Consider the following 15,915-nt stretch of genomic DNA (forward strand, 5'->3'; position numbering starts at 1 on the left):
AAGCTTTCACACTCCTTCGTCTATGGAATTCCGATACACCATTCTAACATATCTTTTCTTTAAATACAATGAAGCTTAAGCAAGCCTAAAGGTATATCTCTTCCTTTAAAACCCCGATAAAAGGCAGGTTTCGGTACTTTTCTGCAAAGTCCAAACCATAGCCGACCACGAATTCGTCGGGGACTGCAAAACCGACATAATGGATGTCCACATTGGTGGTCCTTCGTTCCGGTTTGTCCAACAAACTGCACACCTTGACGCTTTTCGTATGGCGGTCCTTGAACATCTTGACCAGATAGGAAAGGGTCAGGCCGCTGTCCACGATATCTTCCACGATGAGCAAGTGGCGTCCGTCCACGCTTTTATCCAGATCTTTCATGATCCGCACTTCCCCGCTGGTCCTGGTTTCATTGCCGTAACTGCTGACCGCCATAAAGTCGATCTCCAAGGGGATGTCCATGTTTTTGATCAGATCGGACATGAACAGCACCGCTCCTTTGAGCACGCAGATCACCAGGGGATTTTTGTCCTTGTATTCTTCCGACAGCTCCTTGGCCAGGTCTTTCACCCGTTCCTTCAGCGTCATTTCGTCAATTAAAACATCTTTGATATCTTCAATCATTGGTCTCCTCCTGAACATTATATATGGTTATATGTAAAACACGGCTGGTATTTTCCGTAGGCTGAAAGCAAAGGCTCTCTGCAGATCCCGGCACCCAAACCACTCCGTGCTCCAACGCAACGACAGGGATCTTGTCCCGTACTTCCACTGGAACTTTTTTATCGATGAGGATCTTCTTCAGCTTCCTGCCTGGCAAACCCTCTGTATTCAACAGACGATCGCCGGCCTTGCGCTGACGCAGAGTCAATGTTGTCCCAATTTTTATCATTCTATCATAGTCCATGAAAATTTCGTTGCTCTTTTGTTGTTTTCCGTAAAATAATTCCGGATTTTCTTCCTGTAGCTCCACGATGATGCCCAATCTGGGGAATCCGTAGGTTTTGTTGGGCCGCAAAGAGTATTGGAAATCATCCACGGTTTTCTTGTCCCCCTGCTTTTCCAACACCAACCAGTCATAGCTTCGCCGCAACTGGAGTCCTTCCGGCAGATCCAACTGCCACACTGTGTCCTCTTGGTCCCTGATCTTTTTCAAGGCCAGATCCAAATGACGGCTCTCCAATGGGGCTTTCTCTTTTTCTTCCTTTGCCGCCCGGAGCAGCATGGACTTTTGCATCAAGGCTTCCTCTTTCAAAAACAAGGCCACGGAAAAGCCTTTTTCCCTTCTGCATGCAGACCAGGATCTTTCCACCTGACGATCGAGATAGCGCTGATGTTCATCGGCTTGCCGGGACAATCGAAGCAAGGCTTCCTCCACCCTTGGATTGTAGGTCTTCAACAGGGGAATCAATTGCAGGCGAAGTCGATTTCGGTGATAGGTGTCCTGCTCGTTGGTGGCATCCAGCCGGTAGGGTACCGACTCTCTTTTGCAGTAGGCCAGGATCTCCTCCTTGCTTATTTCAAGAAAGGGTCGCAGGACGCCGTCTGCGCGAACCGGCTCCATCCCCTGAAGACCGTTGATCCCGGTCCCCCGAAGAATCCGCATCAACACCGTCTCGACTTGATCGTCCCGATGATGCCCTGTAACGATCTTACCCCTTGGGTCGTTATTCAGCAAGGTGCGGAAAAAGTCGTATCGAACTTCCCTACCCGTCTCTTCCACGCCCAGGCCCAGCTCTTTTGCCCGTCGCGCAACGTCCACCTTGATGGTGTGATGGGCAATGTCCCTTTCTTCACAGTAGGATTCCACCATTTCCTGGTCCAAGTCGGCATCCTTTCCCCGCAGACAGTGATTCACATGAGCAACGGTCAGATCCGCACCCCATTGCTCTTTATATTTCCAAAGAAAATGCAGCAAAGCCATGGAATCCGGTCCGCCGGAAACTCCAACCACCAAATGATCTTTTTTTTCGACCATCCGGTGTTCCTTCATATAGTTGATCACGGTCGTTTCCATTTCTTCACCGGCTTCCATCTTCCTCTATTAATGGTATTGTACATTTTTTCCACAAGCGATTCAATAGAACTTCCGCTCCTGAATCCACGCCCAATAAAAAAAGCCCTCCTAGAGGACGTCTTCCGTAAAAAAATGGTGGTCGCAATAGGGCTCGAACCTATGACCCCCTGCTTGTAAGGCAGGTGCTCTCCCAGCTGAGCTATGCGACCACATGACAAGTCGACGGCAATGCCTTCGACTTTCAAATTGCTCGTGCGACTTCGTCAGCGCAAACAATCTGTTGTTGAATAAAATGGTGACCCCTAGGGGACTCGAACCCCTGTTACCGCCGTGAAAGGGCGGTGTCTTAACCGCTTGACCAAGGGGCCTGGTTAAAAAATTAAATGGTAGCGGCGAACGGATTTGAACCGCTGACACTACGGGTATGAACCGTATGCTCTAGCCACCTGAGCTACGCCGCCATGTTGGATGAAAAAAATGGTTGCGGGGACAGGATTCGAACCTGCGACCTCCGGGTTATGAGCCCGACGAGCTTCCAGCTGCTCCACCCCGCGCTACTTGGTGCCGGAGATCGGAATCGAACCGATACGATCTTTTGGGATCGCAGGATTTTAAGTCCTGTGCGTCTGCCAGTTCCGCCACTCCGGCTCTCTTAAGAGACAAAAGTCATTATAGTATAAATAAATTCTTTAGTCAATACTTTTGTGAAACATTGTCCCTTTTAATTTTATCGTAAACAGCACCCTCCAAATTGTCGGAATCACTGACGATCATCACCATTTTTTTTGCCGCCTTCATCCCTTCCAGAACAATGAGCATCCCGGGAATGATCACGTCGGCACGGGCCGGCTGCAGCCCCGGTGTTTCCTTGCGCGCTTCCAGGGTCTGGCTACCAAGTTTCTCCAGCATTTCTTCCATCTGAAGCAAGGTCACTTTGCTGTTTTGAATTTTTTCCGATCGATACTCGGTCATTTCCTGGTTCATGGCACTCATGGTGGTGGCGGTCCCGCCGATCCCCACGACAGCCAAGTCCGTGAGGTCCAAACCCTTCCAGGCTTGTGAGAAGGCGTCTTCCACATGTTTCCTGATGGCATCCAGCTCTTTGATGTCAGGGGGATCGTTTTGAACGTATGCTTCCTTCATCCGCACAGCTCCCACATCAATACTGGCAGATCTCACCTTGTTCCCGTTTCGAACCACCACCCATTCCGTACTTCCGCCGCCTACGTCCAAAACGAGCATGTCTTTTTCTGGAACGGAAGCTATGATCCCCAAAAAAGCCAGGGTGCTTTCCTTGTCTCCACTGAGGACTTCTACGGAAACACCAGTCCTGCACTTGGCTTCCTGCAGGAATTCTTCTTTGTTGGTGGCATCCCGCAGGGCGCTGGTTCCAAATGCGATGATGTGCTCCACTCCATGGTCTTCACATATTTTACCGGCTTGGGTCAAGGCTTCCAGGTTTCTATCCATCACTTTCGGGTCAAGGACTTTGTCTTTACCTAAACCTTCCCCCATCCGGGTGGGAAACAGCCATTTTTGCTTGCCGGTCAGCACGCCGTTTTCCACCGTCGCGATCATCAGACGCATGGAATTGGTCCCGATGTCGATGGCCCCATACTTCATATCCATTCCTCCTGTCGTGAAAAATGCACCCCTTCCGGGATGCAATGAAAGATAAAAGTCCTTAACGATTGAATGATTTGTTTTTTCCTTTTTTTGCACTCTTTTTCAACGCTTGCTGCCGTTCGTCGCTGTCTTTCAAAAACTGGCTGATTTTATCCTCGATGGTGACCGGAGCCGTGTTTACAGGCGCACTTTTTCTATAATTGCTGGGTTTTGGTGCACGTGGAGCTTCCTCTTTCTTTGGTTGTGCCTGGCGAATGGACAAGCCGATCTTTCCTTCGGAGATGGAAATGATCTTCACCTTCACCGTATCGTTTTGCTTCAAATAATCGGAGATCTCCTTTACGTACCCGTCTGCTACTTCCGATATGTGCACCAGACCGGTCTTTCCACCCAAATCAATGAATGCTCCAAAATTTGTGATGCTCTTTACTACGCCCTCAACAACTTGATTTACCTCAAATGGCATTAATAATTTCCTCCTTGTTTATTTGTTAGTTGTTTATAATGTCTTCATTCGGCTCTACTTCTATAATAATCTTCTCATGAGGATAGACCAGACCGAAGTAGCGCCTGGCCAAGGTTTCCATATAATCATCGGTATGCATCTGCTCCAACTCCTGACTCAATCGATCCGATTTTTCCTGCTCGACCACGATCTGCATGTTCAACTGATCCCGCTGGCTCTTCAACTGGTGCAGCTGCAACTCTGTGGAAACAAGGCTATACAGAAAATAGCCTCCAAGCAAGAATACGATCAGGAAAGTCGATTTGTTGGTTTTTCTTCTTTTCTTTTTCACCGATTATCTCCCTCAAAGATTCTTTCTACATTATTTCACAAAATTATTGGAAATACAAGGGAAACCCGGTACAATTACTCCATTTGGCCGATATCTGTCCGGTATTGCATCCCATTGAAAGAAATTTTGGGAATTTCCCTATATACGGTATCTCTTGCCGTCTCCAAATCGGCTCCCAATGCCGTGACTGCCAGGACCCGACCGCCGTTGGTGACCGTCTTTTGATCCAGGATCTTGGTACCGCAGTGAAAAACCACCACGTCTTCCACCTGGTCCAACCCCAAGATTTCCATTCCCTTTTCGTACTGATCCGGATATCCTCCGGAAGCAAGAACGACACAGGCGGCAGCTTCTTTTTTCCACGCCAGATCATCCTTGGACAGATCCCCCTTGAGGACCTTTCCCATCACATCCACCAAATCGCAATCCATTCGCATCAATACGGACTCCGTTTCCGGATCGCCAAAACGGACATTGAACTCCAAAACTTTCGGCTGGTCGTCCTTGATCATCAAACCGATGAACAATACACCCCGGAAATCCAATCCCTCTTCCATAAACCCTTTTTCAATGGGTCGGAGGATCTCCCTTTCCATCACGACTTGAAAGTCCTCGTTGAAAAGCTGGTTGGGTGAATAGGTCCCCATGCCTCCCGTGTTGGGTCCTTCATCCTTGTCCCCGATCCGCTTGTAATCTCTGGCGCTTTCCATTGGCACGATCCGCTTGCCATCCACAAAGCACAGGACGGATGCTTCCGTTCCTTCCAAAAATTCTTCCAGTACCACCCTTTCTCCAGAAGCGCCAAATACCGACTTTGCCATCATGTCTTCCAGAGCCTCTACGGCTTCCTTCCGGTTTTGGGCGATGATGACCCCTTTGCCGGCCGCCAGTCCGTCGGCTTTCACCACCAGGGGATAGCCGAAGTCATCCACAGCATCCAGGGCTTCTTCCAGCTGATGGAACTCCTTGTAAGCCGCTGTAGGAATGGCGTGCTTTTCTAAAAACTTTTTCGTGTAGGCTTTGCTTCCTTCAAACTGGGCGCATTCCCTGTTTGGTCCGAAAACAGTCAAGCCCCTTTCCTGAAACAGGTCTGTGATTCCCAAGACCAGTGGCAGTTCAGGACCCACCACCGTCAGATCCACCTTGTTGTTCTGTGCGAAATTCGCCAGTGACTCCAGGTCTTCCACGTTGATATCTACATTTTCCGCCATGGCGGACGTTCCTGCATTCCCCGGCGCACAATAGATTTTCTCCACCTTGGGACTTTGTTGGAGTTTCCAAACCAGGGCGTGCTCTCTTCCACCGGAACCGATCACCAAAATTTTCATTTTCCCCTCCATCAATGCTTGAAATGTCGCATGCCGGTGAACACCATGGCAATGCCGTAACGATCACATAGTGCAATGGAATCATTGTCCTTTACCGATCCCCCAGGTTGGATGATGGCCGTGATCCCTGCCCCAAAAGCCGCCTCCACCGAGTCGGAAAAGGGGAAATAGGCGTCGGAGGCCAATACGGCGTTTTTCACCTTTTCGCCGCCCTGTCGAACGGCATTTTGCAGGGATGCGATCCTGCTGACTTGTCCTGGACCGTTTGCTACCAGCATTTTATCCTTTGCGATGCTGATGGCGTTGGACTTGGCATGCTTCACCACTTTCCAGGCAAACATCAGATCTTCCATTTCCTTTGCAGTTGGCTGACGTTTGGTGACCACTTCCAGTTCGTCTCCCAGAAGGGATCCATCCGTATCCTGAAAAAGGACCCCACCCATCACTTTTTTGACCTCGTACCCTTTGTAAGGACTAGTGATGTTTTCCAGCTGCAGCAGCCGAATGTTCTTCTTCCCTTTCAAGACCTCCAATGCTTTTGCATCGTAACCGGGGGCCACCAATACTTCAATAAACAATTCCGAGATCCTGGCCGCCGTCCCTTCATCCACCACCTGATTGGTGGCGACGATCCCTCCAAAGATGGCCACCGGATCTCCTTCGTAGGCTTTCTCAAAAGCCTCCCCAATGGTCTTGCCACATCCCACGCCGCAAGGATTGGCGTGTTTGACAGCCACCACCGCAGGTTCGTTGTAGAATTCCTTCAAAAGTTCCAAGGCACTGTTGGTGTCGTTGATGTTGTTGTAGGACAACTCTTTCCCATGAAGTTGTTCCGCTTCCACCAGGGTCCCCCTTGTATTGACCACATCTTTATAAAAAGCGGCTTTCTGATGGGGGTTTTCTCCATAGCGAAGATCCTGTACCTTCTCGAAAGTGACGGTTTTCGTGGATCCGTAGGACGCATCCCCGGCTTGTTCATCCAGATAATCCACGATCATGGCATCATAGGAGGCCGTATGGGCAAAAACCTTTCTCGCCAGGCGAAAACGGGTCTGCTGGTCCACCTTCCCCTGGTCTTTCAATTGCAGGATCACTTCTTCATAGTCGGCCGGGTCCGTGACCACCACGACATCATTGTGATTTTTCGCAGCGGAGCGCAGCATGGTGGGACCGCCGATATCGATGTTCTCAATGGCTTCCTCCATGGTGCATCCTTCTTTCAAGATGGTCTTTTTAAAAGGATACAAATTGACCACCACCAGGTCGATGGGGTCGATCTCCAGTTCTTTCAAGGTTTGTTGATGGTCCGGATCCTTGCGTACTGCCAAAATGCCGCCATGGACCATGGGGTGAAGGGTCTTGACCCTTCCATCCAGGCACTCCGGGAAATTGGTGATCTGGCTGACGTCCTTTACATCCATGCCTTCCTCCCGCAACAGGGAAGCCGTTCCTCCCGTGGAGATCATATCCACTCCCAAAGCCTGCAATTCCTTTGCAAAATCTACGATTCCAGTTTTATCCGATACGCTGATCAGTGCTCTCATCATTTCCTCCTTTGTCTAGCCTCACTTTTCGTCCGCAAACCTGCAGCCGTCCCTGGCAAAAATTCCGGACGGATTCCACCAGCAGCCGGTGTTCCACCTTCAGCACCCGCTGCTGAAGGGTTTTGGGGGTATCCTCCGTCACCACCCCAACCGGTTCCTGTGCGACGATGGGGCCCGTGTCCATCTCTTCATCCACAAAATGAACGGTGGCTCCGGATATTTTTACGCCGTATTCCAAAGCCCGTTCATGAACATGGATGCCGTAAAAGCCTTCTCCGCAAAAGGCAGGGATCAGGGACGGATGGATGTTGAGCATTCTGTTTTTAAAAAGGGCCACCAAGGCAGGGTCCACTTTTTTCAAATAGCCGGCCAAAACCACCAGATCGATCCCGGCTCCCTCCAACAGGTGCTGGAGCCGCTCATGGTAGCCTTCCCTTTCCAAATGAATGGCGGGGATCCCGTATTTTTTGGCCCTTTCCAAGCCGTATGCATCCTTCCGGTCGGAAACGACGAGAACGATGTCCCCATCCCGCTGATGGATCTGGTCCAGCAGGCTTTGGAGATTGGATCCGCCGCCGGATACCAGTACGGCGATGCGCACCCGACTCACAGGGATACTCCCGACCCGGCTTCCACTCGTCCCAGGACCACCGGTTCTTCACCGGCCTGGATCAGTGCATCCAGGATCTTCTCCTTCTCTTCCTCCGACACGACCATCATCAATCCGATGCCCATGTTGAAGGTGGAATACATTTCCTTGTCTGCAATGTTTCCTTCTTTTTGGATAAAATCAAAAATGGCCGGCCGTCGGATCGCGCTGGTGTCGATGACTGCCATGCACCCCTCCGGTAAAGCCCGGGGAATATTTTCATAAAATCCTCCACCGGTGATGTGAGCGATCCCTTTTACGACTCCCGCATCCAAGGCCGCCTGAATGGCTTTAACATAGATCCTGGTAGGAGTGAGCAGCACCGTGCCCAGTACATCCCCCAGTGCCTCCACATGATCTTTGGGATCGTACCCCTTGTGGTCGAACAATACTTTTCGAACCAGGGAAAATCCATTGGAATGAACGCCGCTGGAAGGAAGACCCAGGATCACATCTCCCGGCTTTATATCCGTTCCGTCGATCAGGCCTTTCTTTTCCGCCACGCCTACAGCAAAGCCGGCAAGGTCGTATTCTTCCGGCTTGTACATGTCCGGCATCTCCGCCGTCTCTCCCCCTACCAGGGCCATGTCGCCCTCCACACAACCGTCGCAAACCCCTTGAACGATGGCTTCGATGACAGCGGGATCGTTTTTGCCGCAAGCAATATAATCCAGAAAAAACAGGGGCCGGGCTCCCTGGCATGCAATGTCGTTGACGCACATGGCCACACAGTCGATGCCGATGGTGTCGTGTTTGTCCATGGCCTGGGCAATGAGCAGTTTGGTGCCCACCCCGTCGGTCCCGGAGACCAGCACCGGATTTTCATATCCAGACGGCAATTCAAAGAGTCCGCCGAATCCTCCCAGACCGGAAAGAACGCCTTTTGTGGCGGTTCTTGCGACGTGGGCCTTGATCCGCTCCACCGATTCGTAGCCGGCTTCGATGTCCACGCCGGAATCTTTATAAGTAAACTGTTTTTCCATCTTTTACTCCTCCACTACAGGAACTTCCATGGGATAATCTCCGTCAAAGCAGGCTTTGCAATAGAAGTTTCCGCCGCCTACGGATTCCACCAAGCCATTGGTGGTGATAAAAGCCAGGGTGTCGGCGCCGATCATTTCCCGGATCTCCTCTACAGTATGCATGGCTCCCACCAGATCCTTCCGATATGGGGTATCGATGCCGAAATGGCAAGTATGGGTAACGGGCGGACTGCTGACCCGGAAATGAACTTCACTGGCTCCTGCTTCCCGCAACATTTCCACCAACCGCTTGGAGGTGGTGCCCCGAACGATGGAATCGTCCACGATGACCACCCGTTTCCCCTCTACGTTGGCCTTGAGAACGTTCAGCTTGATCCGGACCCCCTCTTCCCGCAATTCCTGATTTGGTTGGATGAAAGTCCTGCCGATATACTTGTTCTTGATCAATCCCATGCCAAATGGGATCCCGCTGGCTTCTGCGTATCCAATGGCGGCAGGCATCCCGGAATCGGGAACACCGATGACCACATCCGCTTCCACTGGATTTTCCCGGGAGAGGATCTTGCCGGCATTGTGTCTGGACCGGTACACGCTGATGCCGTCCATAACGGAGTCGGGACGGGCAAAATATATAAGTTCAAAAATACAAAGCTTTTTCTTGGCCCAATTGGTTTGGGCATAGCTGTTGACACCTTCCTCATCCACAATGACGATCTCTCCCGGTTCCAGATCCCTGACGTATTCCGCACCGACAGCGTCCAATCCGCAGGTTTCCGAGGAGAAGACATATCCGTTTTTCGATTTTCCCATGCACAATGGCCGCATCCCGTGGGGGTCCCGGATGGCTATGAGCTTGTCCTCCGTGGTAATGACCAGGGCATAGGCCCCCTTGATCATTTCCACCATTCGCTTGATGGATTCCACCAGGCCGTTTTTAAGTCCTCTGGCGATCAGGTTCAACATCACTTCCGAATCCGTCGTGGTTTGGAAAACAACGCCGTTGTCTTCCAGCATCTCCCGCAACGCTCTTGCATTGACCAGATTTCCGTTGTGGGCCAGAGCCATGTGGCTGTTTTTGTAACTGACCACCAATGGTTGGGCGTTTTCGATATGACTTTCCCCTTCCGTGGAATAGCGTACATGACCGACGCCGATGTTACCCGCCAGGTCCAAGCCCACTTCACCTCCGCGGAATACTTCGTTGACCAATCCCATTCCCTTGTGCTGGTGGATCTTCCCATCTTTGTTGGTGGCGATCCCGGCGCTTTCCTGACCCCGATGCTGCAGGGCGTAAAGACCGTAGTACAGCAACTGGGCCACCGTTCTTTCCTTGTCATGCTTGTAGATGCCAAAAACTCCGCATTCTTCTTCCATTTTGTCCCGATCCAAGTAATTCAATGTTTTGTCCTCCCCATTCATACCAGCCGCCTCAACACTTCCTGGTAGGTCTCTTCCACCTTCCCCAGGTCCCGCCGAAAACGGTCCTTGTCCATCTTTTCATTGGTTTTTACATCCCATAGCCGGCAAGTATCCGGTGAGATCTCGTCGGCCAAAATGACCTGACCTTCAAATCGTCCAAATTCCAATTTAAAATCAATGAGCTTCAGTCCCTTTTCGAGAAAGAAAGCCTGGAGTACGTCATTGATCCGAAGGGCCCATTCTTTGATTTGCCTCACTTCTTCTTCACTGGCAAGCCCCATGGCCCGAATGTGGTCGTCATTGACCAGAGGATCGTGAAAAGCGTCGTTCTTATAGGAAAACTCCAATACGGGTTTCTCAAACAAAATGCCTTCTTCCACGCCCAGCCGTTTGCTGAAGCTCCCTGCAGCCACGTTTCGCACGATGACTTCCAGGGGGATGATCTCCACCGCTTTTACCAGTTGTTCCGTATCGGAAAGAACTTCTATAAAATGAGTGGGTATATGGTGCTGGTGGAGCAGGGAAAACAAGATCCCGCTGATTTTGTTGTTGACCACGGCTTTTCCTGCGATCTGCCCCTTCTTCGTTCCATCAAATGCAGTGGCATCGTCCTTGTACTCCACCACGTACCGATCGCTTTCGTCTGTTCGAAAAACTCTTTTTGCCTTTCCTTCATACAACATCTCGAATTTTTTCATGGGTTCCTCCTCTACCGGAAATATGCCGCGCCGGATTCAAACAACTGCTGGTCAAAAGGTCCTGGAATGTTTTTATACAAGCCCCTTCCGATCCGTTCGGAATGACCCATTTTCCCCAGGATCCGTCCATCGGGACTGGTGATGGCCTCCACTGCCCAGTCGCTTCCGTTGGGATTGTCCCCCTCGTAGCGGATTGCGATCTGTCCTTGTCGCGCCAGGTTCTCCAACACGTATTCCTTGGCGGCAAATCGTCCTTCTCCATGGGATATGGGGGTGGAGAACACGTCACCCACTTCTACCCTGCTCAACCAGGGGGACAGGTTGGACGTCACTTTGGTTCGGACCATGGCGGAGATATGCCGACCGATGTGGTTGAAGGTCAGGGTAGGATCCGTTGGCTGGATGTCCTGGATCTGTCCGTAGGGCAGCAAGCCCAGTTTGATCAATGCCTGAAAGCCGTTGCAGATGCCCAGGATCAATCCGTCCCCTTCTTCCAACAAGGTCGCCACACTATCCTTCAACCGGTTGTTGCGAAATACGGCGGCGATGAATTTTGCAGAACCTTCCGGTTCGTCTCCGGCGCTGAAACCTCCGGGAAACATCAACATCTGAGAATTTTCAATGGCTTGGGCCATCCGTTTGATGGATTCGTCCACTTCCTTCGGGCTCTGGTTTCGGAAGACCATGCTTTCCACTTCTGTGCCGGCACGTTCAAAGGCCCGAATGGTGTCAAATTCGCAATTGGTCCCCGGAAAAACGGGGATGAATACTTTCGGCCTTCTCGTCAGGACCGCTGGCTTGTTGATATTGCCGAGGCTCCATAGGGTCTCCGGCTTTTCCTCCACCGGCAAATGACTTTGAGGATAAATGGACATCAGCGGATTTTCCCATGCCTGGAGAAGGACAGAACCGTCGATCATCTCTTCGCCATACATCACTTTATGGTCGGGAATGGTCCTGCCCGCTTCCTGTAGTCCTGCCTGTCGGAAAGCTTCTTTCAGTCGGCTGCCTTTTTCCGCGTCCACTTCCAGCACCAAACCGCCCAGCTGAAATCCGTAAAGGTCCTGATCGGTCCATGTTTCATTTATTTCCACGCCGGTTCCGTTTCCGAAACTCATGACGGTCATTGCATGGGCCAGACCCTGCCATCCGATGGCTTTTGCCGAAAGGACGATCCCTTCCTCCATCCATTTTTTGATCATTGCATAGGACTTCAACAGCATCTTCCAGTCCGGCATCTGGTTTTCATCCCGGTCCGCCTTCAAGACCATGATAAGATTTCCATCCGACTTCCACTCGGGAGACACGATGTTTTCGATCCGGTCTGTGGCTACTGCGAAACTCACCAAGGTCGGCGGAACATGCAGATGTTCAAAACTGCCGGACATGCTGTCCTTTCCGCCAATGGCAGCCAATCCAAGCTGCTTTTGTGCATGGAAGGCACCCAATAGCGCCGCAAAGGGTTTCCCCCATTTTTTCGGATCCGTTCCCAATCGTTCAAAGTATTCCTGAAGGCTCAGCCGGATCCTGCCGACGTCCGCACCCATGGCCGCCATTTTCGCCACCGATTCCAAAACGGCATAGGCTCCCCCGTGAAAAGGACTCCACTTCCCGATCTCCGGCTGAAATCCGTAGGCCATCAAGGAACAGGTGGACGTTTCCCCTTTCAACACGGGAAGCTTGGCCGCCATGCCGTCCACCGGTGTTTTTCGATGTTTTCCTCCGTAAGGCATGAGGACCGTTCCGGCTCCGATGGTGGAGTCGAACATTTCCCCCAGTCCTTGTTGGGAGCAGCCGTTCAAATCTTGCAGGCGTTCTTTCAACCCTTTTTCCAGAGAACCACCCTTCCAGTTGGCTGTATCAAAAGGAAAGGCTTCCGGCGCAACAACCCGGATGGCTGCGGCTTGCTTCACGCCGTTGGTATCCAAAAAAGCCCTGCTGATATCAAGAACGGCCTTTCCTCTCCATTTCATGAGGAGCCGACCCGAATTCGTCACGGTGGCCACTTTGGTGGCTTCCACATTCTCCACGGCCGCCCATTCCATAAAGGCTTCCATGTCCTGGAGAGAGACCACCACGGCCATCCGTTCCTGGGATTCGGATATGGCCAGTTCCGTACCGTCCAGACCTTCATATTTCTTCGGCACTGCATCCAGATCGATCTCCAGGCTGTCCGCCAGCTCTCCAATGGCAACGGATACGCCGCCGGCACCAAAGTCGTTGCACCTCTTGATCATGGTGGAGACTTCCGGATGGCGGAACAACCGCTGGATCTTCCGCTCTTCCGGAGGGTTTCCCTTTTGGACTTCCGCTCCCGATTCCTGGATGGATTCCACCGTGTGGACCTTGGAAGATCCGGTAGCGCCTCCGCAACCGTCCCTGCCCGTCTTGCCTCCGATCAGCAGGACCACATCTCCGGGTCGGGGTTTTTCCCGAACCACGTTGGACTGGGGTGCCGCTCCGATGACCGCACCGATCTCCATCCGCTTTGCCAGATATCCGGGATCATAGATCTCTGCCACCTGACCGGTGGCCAAGCCGATTTGATTTCCGTAAGCACTGAAGCCTTTCGCCGCTTCCCTGCAGATCTTCCGCTGGGGCAGCTTCCCCTCCAGGGTGTCGTTGACGGGTGTTCTCGGATCTGCCGCTCCCGTGACCCGCATGGCCTGGTAGACATAGCTTCTTCCGGAGAGAGGATCCCGAATGGCCCCCCCAGACAAGTGGCCGCACCACCATAGGGTTCGATTTCCGTCGGATGGTTGTGGGTCTCGTTTTTGAACATCAACAGCCAGGGTTCCGTTTTCCCGTCTATGTCCACATCCACCACGATGCTGCAGGCGTTGATCTCTTCCGATTCGTCCAGGTTGTCCAGATTGCCCTTCTTCTTCTCCCATTTGGCATTGACCGTGGCCAGATCCATCAGGGAAGTAGGCCGTTCTTTTCCCGGGTAAAGGTCTTCCTTTATTTTCAGATACGCATCGTATGCCTGCTGGATCGCTTCTTGATAAGGACCCTCTTCAAATTCCACCTGGGTGATCTGGGTCAAAAAGGTGGTGTGGCGACAATGATCCGACCAGTAGGTGTCGATGACTTTCAACTCCGTCAAGGTGGGATCCCTTTTTTCCGTCCCGCTAAAATACCCTTGAACAAAGGTCAGGTCTTCCCTGCTCATGGCAAATCCCATGTCCTGCCGGTAGGCTTCCAGTTCTTCCGGCGACCAGGTCACAAAACCCTGGACGATCTTCACGTCTTCAGGAATTAGGGTTTCCATGTCCAAGGACGTTGGCATTTCCATGGAAGCTTCCCTGGAATCCACCGGGTTGATCAGATAGGTTTTCACCCGATCCAGGTCCTTTCCACTTACCTTTCCCTTCAAGATCACGATCCTGGCACTGCGCAAGGCAACATCTTTTCCGTGGGTCACCACCCGGATCCCCTGGGCGGCCCAATCCGCCCGCTGGTCGTATTGACCGGGCAGATATTCCATGGGGATGGCCTTCTCGTCACCGGCCAAGGGCAAGGAGCCCTCCCACACCTGGTCTGCATTTGGTTCCGACAAAACAGTGGATTTCACCAGATCCATTTCCTCCAGGTCCGCCGGGCTCAGATCGTATCGATTGACGATGCGTACTTCTTCCAGCCCCTTGACCCCCAAGGTGTCTTTCAGTTCTTTAAACAAGTGGGTGCTTTCTATATGAAAACCGTCCCGCTTCTCCACAAAAATCCTGCGAATCGATGCGTTCATAGTCGTTCCCCTTTAATTTTTATACATTCATCTTAAATTAAACGAACATTTTTTTCAAGTTTTTTATAATCATACGTATTTTTATTTTCCCGACCCAATGATATAATACATCCAGGAGGTGTCGATTTTGTATATCCAACACATTGGCCACAGCGGTTTTCTGGTTTCCCATAAAAAATTCGTCCTTCTCTTCGATTGCATCGATTCGTTGGATCTTTCTGCAATACAAGACAAGGAAATCATATTTTTCGCCAGTCATCAGCACAAGGATCATTACAACAAAGACTTGGCGGAGGAGTTGTCTGCCTTCCACACGACCTACATTTTGAGCAACGACATCGAAGCCCCCATCCCCCAGCAGGATCTGACCTGCCTCATGGCCCCTTACCAGGAAGTCACCTTGGGACCTCTCCATGTTCGTACTTTTTCCAGCACGGATCGCGGTGTTTCCTTTTATGTGGAGCTTCAAGGCAAACGATATTTTCACAGCGGCGATCTGAACTGGTGGCATTGGTCTCGGATGAATGACACTGAATTGGCCAAAGAAGAAGCAGATTTCAAGGCGGAGATCGAAAAGATCAAAGGCCTTCCCATTGATTTTGCATTCGTTCCTGTAGATCCCAGGTTAAAGGAACACGGTCTGTTGGCCGCCAATCACTTCGCCAAAATCCTTGGACCCACCTACCTGATCCCCATGCACTCCTTTGGGGAATACGAATATTATGAAAATTTGGAGTCCCGCCTGGATCTGGGCAGGACCAAGCTGATCCCTGCAACGATTTCAGGACAAAAAATATGGGAAGAGCAGGATTGATATCACTGCTCTTCCACGGTATAGAGGCGGTCTGCCTCTTCTTTTTTTACGTGCTCTTCCAATTTTTCCACACGGACCATCATGCTTCTTGGTCCCAGGGTGATATTGATGAGATCTCCCACCTTCAGTTCCGTTCCCGCCTTGGCCACTTGGCCGTTGACCTGGATCTTCCCTTTGTCGCAGGCTTCTTTGGCCAAGGTCCGCCGCTTGATCAGACGACTCGTCTTTAAAAATTTATCCAGCCGCAATCCGATTCCTCCTTTTGCACAAGAAAAAAGGGACTTTCCAGTCCCTGTT

13 protein-coding genes, 5 tRNA genes and 1 pseudogene are annotated in these 15,915 nt (G+C 51.4%); 1 reads left to right on the forward strand and 18 read right to left on the reverse strand.

What is annotated here, in order from left to right; all coding sequences use genetic code 11:
* Positions 1-85: 85 nt before the first annotated feature.
* The 17 genes and pseudogenes from hpt to J0B03_RS06170 all read right to left on the reverse strand — a co-directional run bounded on the left by hpt (position 86) and on the right by J0B03_RS06170 (position 14,804).
* A complete protein-coding gene (hpt, locus tag J0B03_RS06090) occupies positions 86-622 on the reverse strand; it encodes a hypoxanthine phosphoribosyltransferase (protein ID WP_207298763.1) in 537 nt (178 codons plus the stop codon).
* The gene (tilS, locus tag J0B03_RS06095) at positions 615-2,033 is read right to left on the reverse strand and encodes a tRNA lysidine(34) synthetase TilS (protein WP_207298764.1); all 1,419 of its coding nucleotides are present in this window, start codon (positions 2,031-2,033) and stop codon (positions 615-617) included. The genes hpt and tilS overlap by 8 nt, the downstream gene beginning before the upstream one ends.
* Positions 2,034-2,148: 115 nt before the next feature.
* Positions 2,149-2,224 (reverse strand) — tRNA-Val (locus tag J0B03_RS06100).
* 84 nt (positions 2,225-2,308) lie between these two features.
* Positions 2,309-2,383, reverse strand: a tRNA-Glu gene (locus J0B03_RS06105).
* Between the two features lie 16 nt (positions 2,384-2,399).
* A tRNA-Met gene (locus J0B03_RS06110) sits at positions 2,400-2,476 on the reverse strand.
* Positions 2,477-2,493: 17 nt separating this feature from the next.
* A tRNA-Met gene (locus J0B03_RS06115) sits at positions 2,494-2,569 on the reverse strand.
* 5 nt (positions 2,570-2,574) lie between these two features.
* Positions 2,575-2,663, reverse strand: a tRNA-Leu gene (locus J0B03_RS06120).
* 45 nt (positions 2,664-2,708) lie between these two features.
* Complete coding sequence (locus J0B03_RS06125) at positions 2,709-3,644, reverse strand: Ppx/GppA phosphatase family protein (RefSeq protein WP_207298765.1); 936 nt, start codon at positions 3,642-3,644, stop codon at positions 2,709-2,711.
* Positions 3,645-3,699: 55 nt separating this feature from the next.
* On the reverse strand, positions 3,700-4,107 hold the full coding sequence (locus tag J0B03_RS06130) for a S1 RNA-binding domain-containing protein (RefSeq protein ID WP_207298766.1): 408 nt from the start codon (positions 4,105-4,107) through the stop codon (positions 3,700-3,702).
* 25 nt (positions 4,108-4,132) lie between these two features.
* Complete coding sequence (locus J0B03_RS06135) at positions 4,133-4,438, reverse strand: FtsB family cell division protein (RefSeq protein ID WP_207298767.1); 306 nt, start codon at positions 4,436-4,438, stop codon at positions 4,133-4,135.
* 74 nt (positions 4,439-4,512) lie between these two features.
* Entirely contained in the window at positions 4,513-5,766 is a 1,254-nt protein-coding gene (gene purD / locus J0B03_RS06140; protein WP_207298768.1) for a phosphoribosylamine--glycine ligase, read from the reverse strand.
* Positions 5,767-5,777: 11 nt separating this feature from the next.
* Positions 5,778-7,313, reverse strand: a complete 1,536-nt coding sequence (gene purH, locus J0B03_RS06145) for a bifunctional phosphoribosylaminoimidazolecarboxamide formyltransferase/IMP cyclohydrolase (protein WP_246798079.1) — start codon at positions 7,311-7,313, stop codon at positions 5,778-5,780.
* Positions 7,282-7,920 (reverse strand): phosphoribosylglycinamide formyltransferase, encoded by a 639-nt coding sequence (purN, locus tag J0B03_RS06150; protein ID WP_207298770.1) that lies wholly within the window; start codon positions 7,918-7,920, stop codon positions 7,282-7,284. The genes purH and purN overlap by 32 nt, the downstream gene beginning before the upstream one ends.
* The gene (gene purM, locus J0B03_RS06155) at positions 7,917-8,942 is read right to left on the reverse strand and encodes a phosphoribosylformylglycinamidine cyclo-ligase (RefSeq protein ID WP_207298771.1); all 1,026 of its coding nucleotides are present in this window, start codon (positions 8,940-8,942) and stop codon (positions 7,917-7,919) included. The genes purN and purM overlap by 4 nt, the downstream gene beginning before the upstream one ends.
* Positions 8,943-8,945: 3 nt before the next feature.
* On the reverse strand, positions 8,946-10,361 hold the full coding sequence (purF, locus tag J0B03_RS06160; protein ID WP_207298772.1) for an amidophosphoribosyltransferase: 1,416 nt from the start codon (positions 10,359-10,361) through the stop codon (positions 8,946-8,948).
* Positions 10,358-11,059, reverse strand: a complete 702-nt coding sequence (gene purC, locus J0B03_RS06165; protein WP_207298773.1) for a phosphoribosylaminoimidazolesuccinocarboxamide synthase — start codon at positions 11,057-11,059, stop codon at positions 10,358-10,360. The genes purF and purC overlap by 4 nt, the downstream gene beginning before the upstream one ends.
* An 11-nt stretch (positions 11,060-11,070) precedes the next feature.
* Positions 11,071-14,804, reverse strand: a pseudogene (locus J0B03_RS06170) (phosphoribosylformylglycinamidine synthase).
* 127 nt (positions 14,805-14,931) lie between these two features.
* Between J0B03_RS06170 and J0B03_RS06175 the strand changes: the two are divergent.
* Positions 14,932-15,618, forward strand: coding sequence for an MBL fold metallo-hydrolase (locus J0B03_RS06175; protein ID WP_207298774.1), 687 nt, complete (start codon positions 14,932-14,934; stop codon positions 15,616-15,618).
* A 2-nt stretch (positions 15,619-15,620) separates the two neighbouring features.
* Here J0B03_RS06175 and J0B03_RS06180 read toward each other — a convergent pair whose 3' ends face one another.
* Positions 15,621-15,866, reverse strand: coding sequence for an RNA-binding S4 domain-containing protein (locus J0B03_RS06180; protein WP_207298775.1), 246 nt, complete (start codon positions 15,864-15,866; stop codon positions 15,621-15,623).
* Between the last annotated feature and the right edge of the window lie 49 nt (positions 15,867-15,915).

This window comes from Alkalibacter rhizosphaerae, from assembly GCF_017352215.1.
GTDB classification, from domain to species: Bacteria; Bacillota; Clostridia; order Eubacteriales; family Alkalibacteraceae; genus Alkalibacter; species Alkalibacter rhizosphaerae.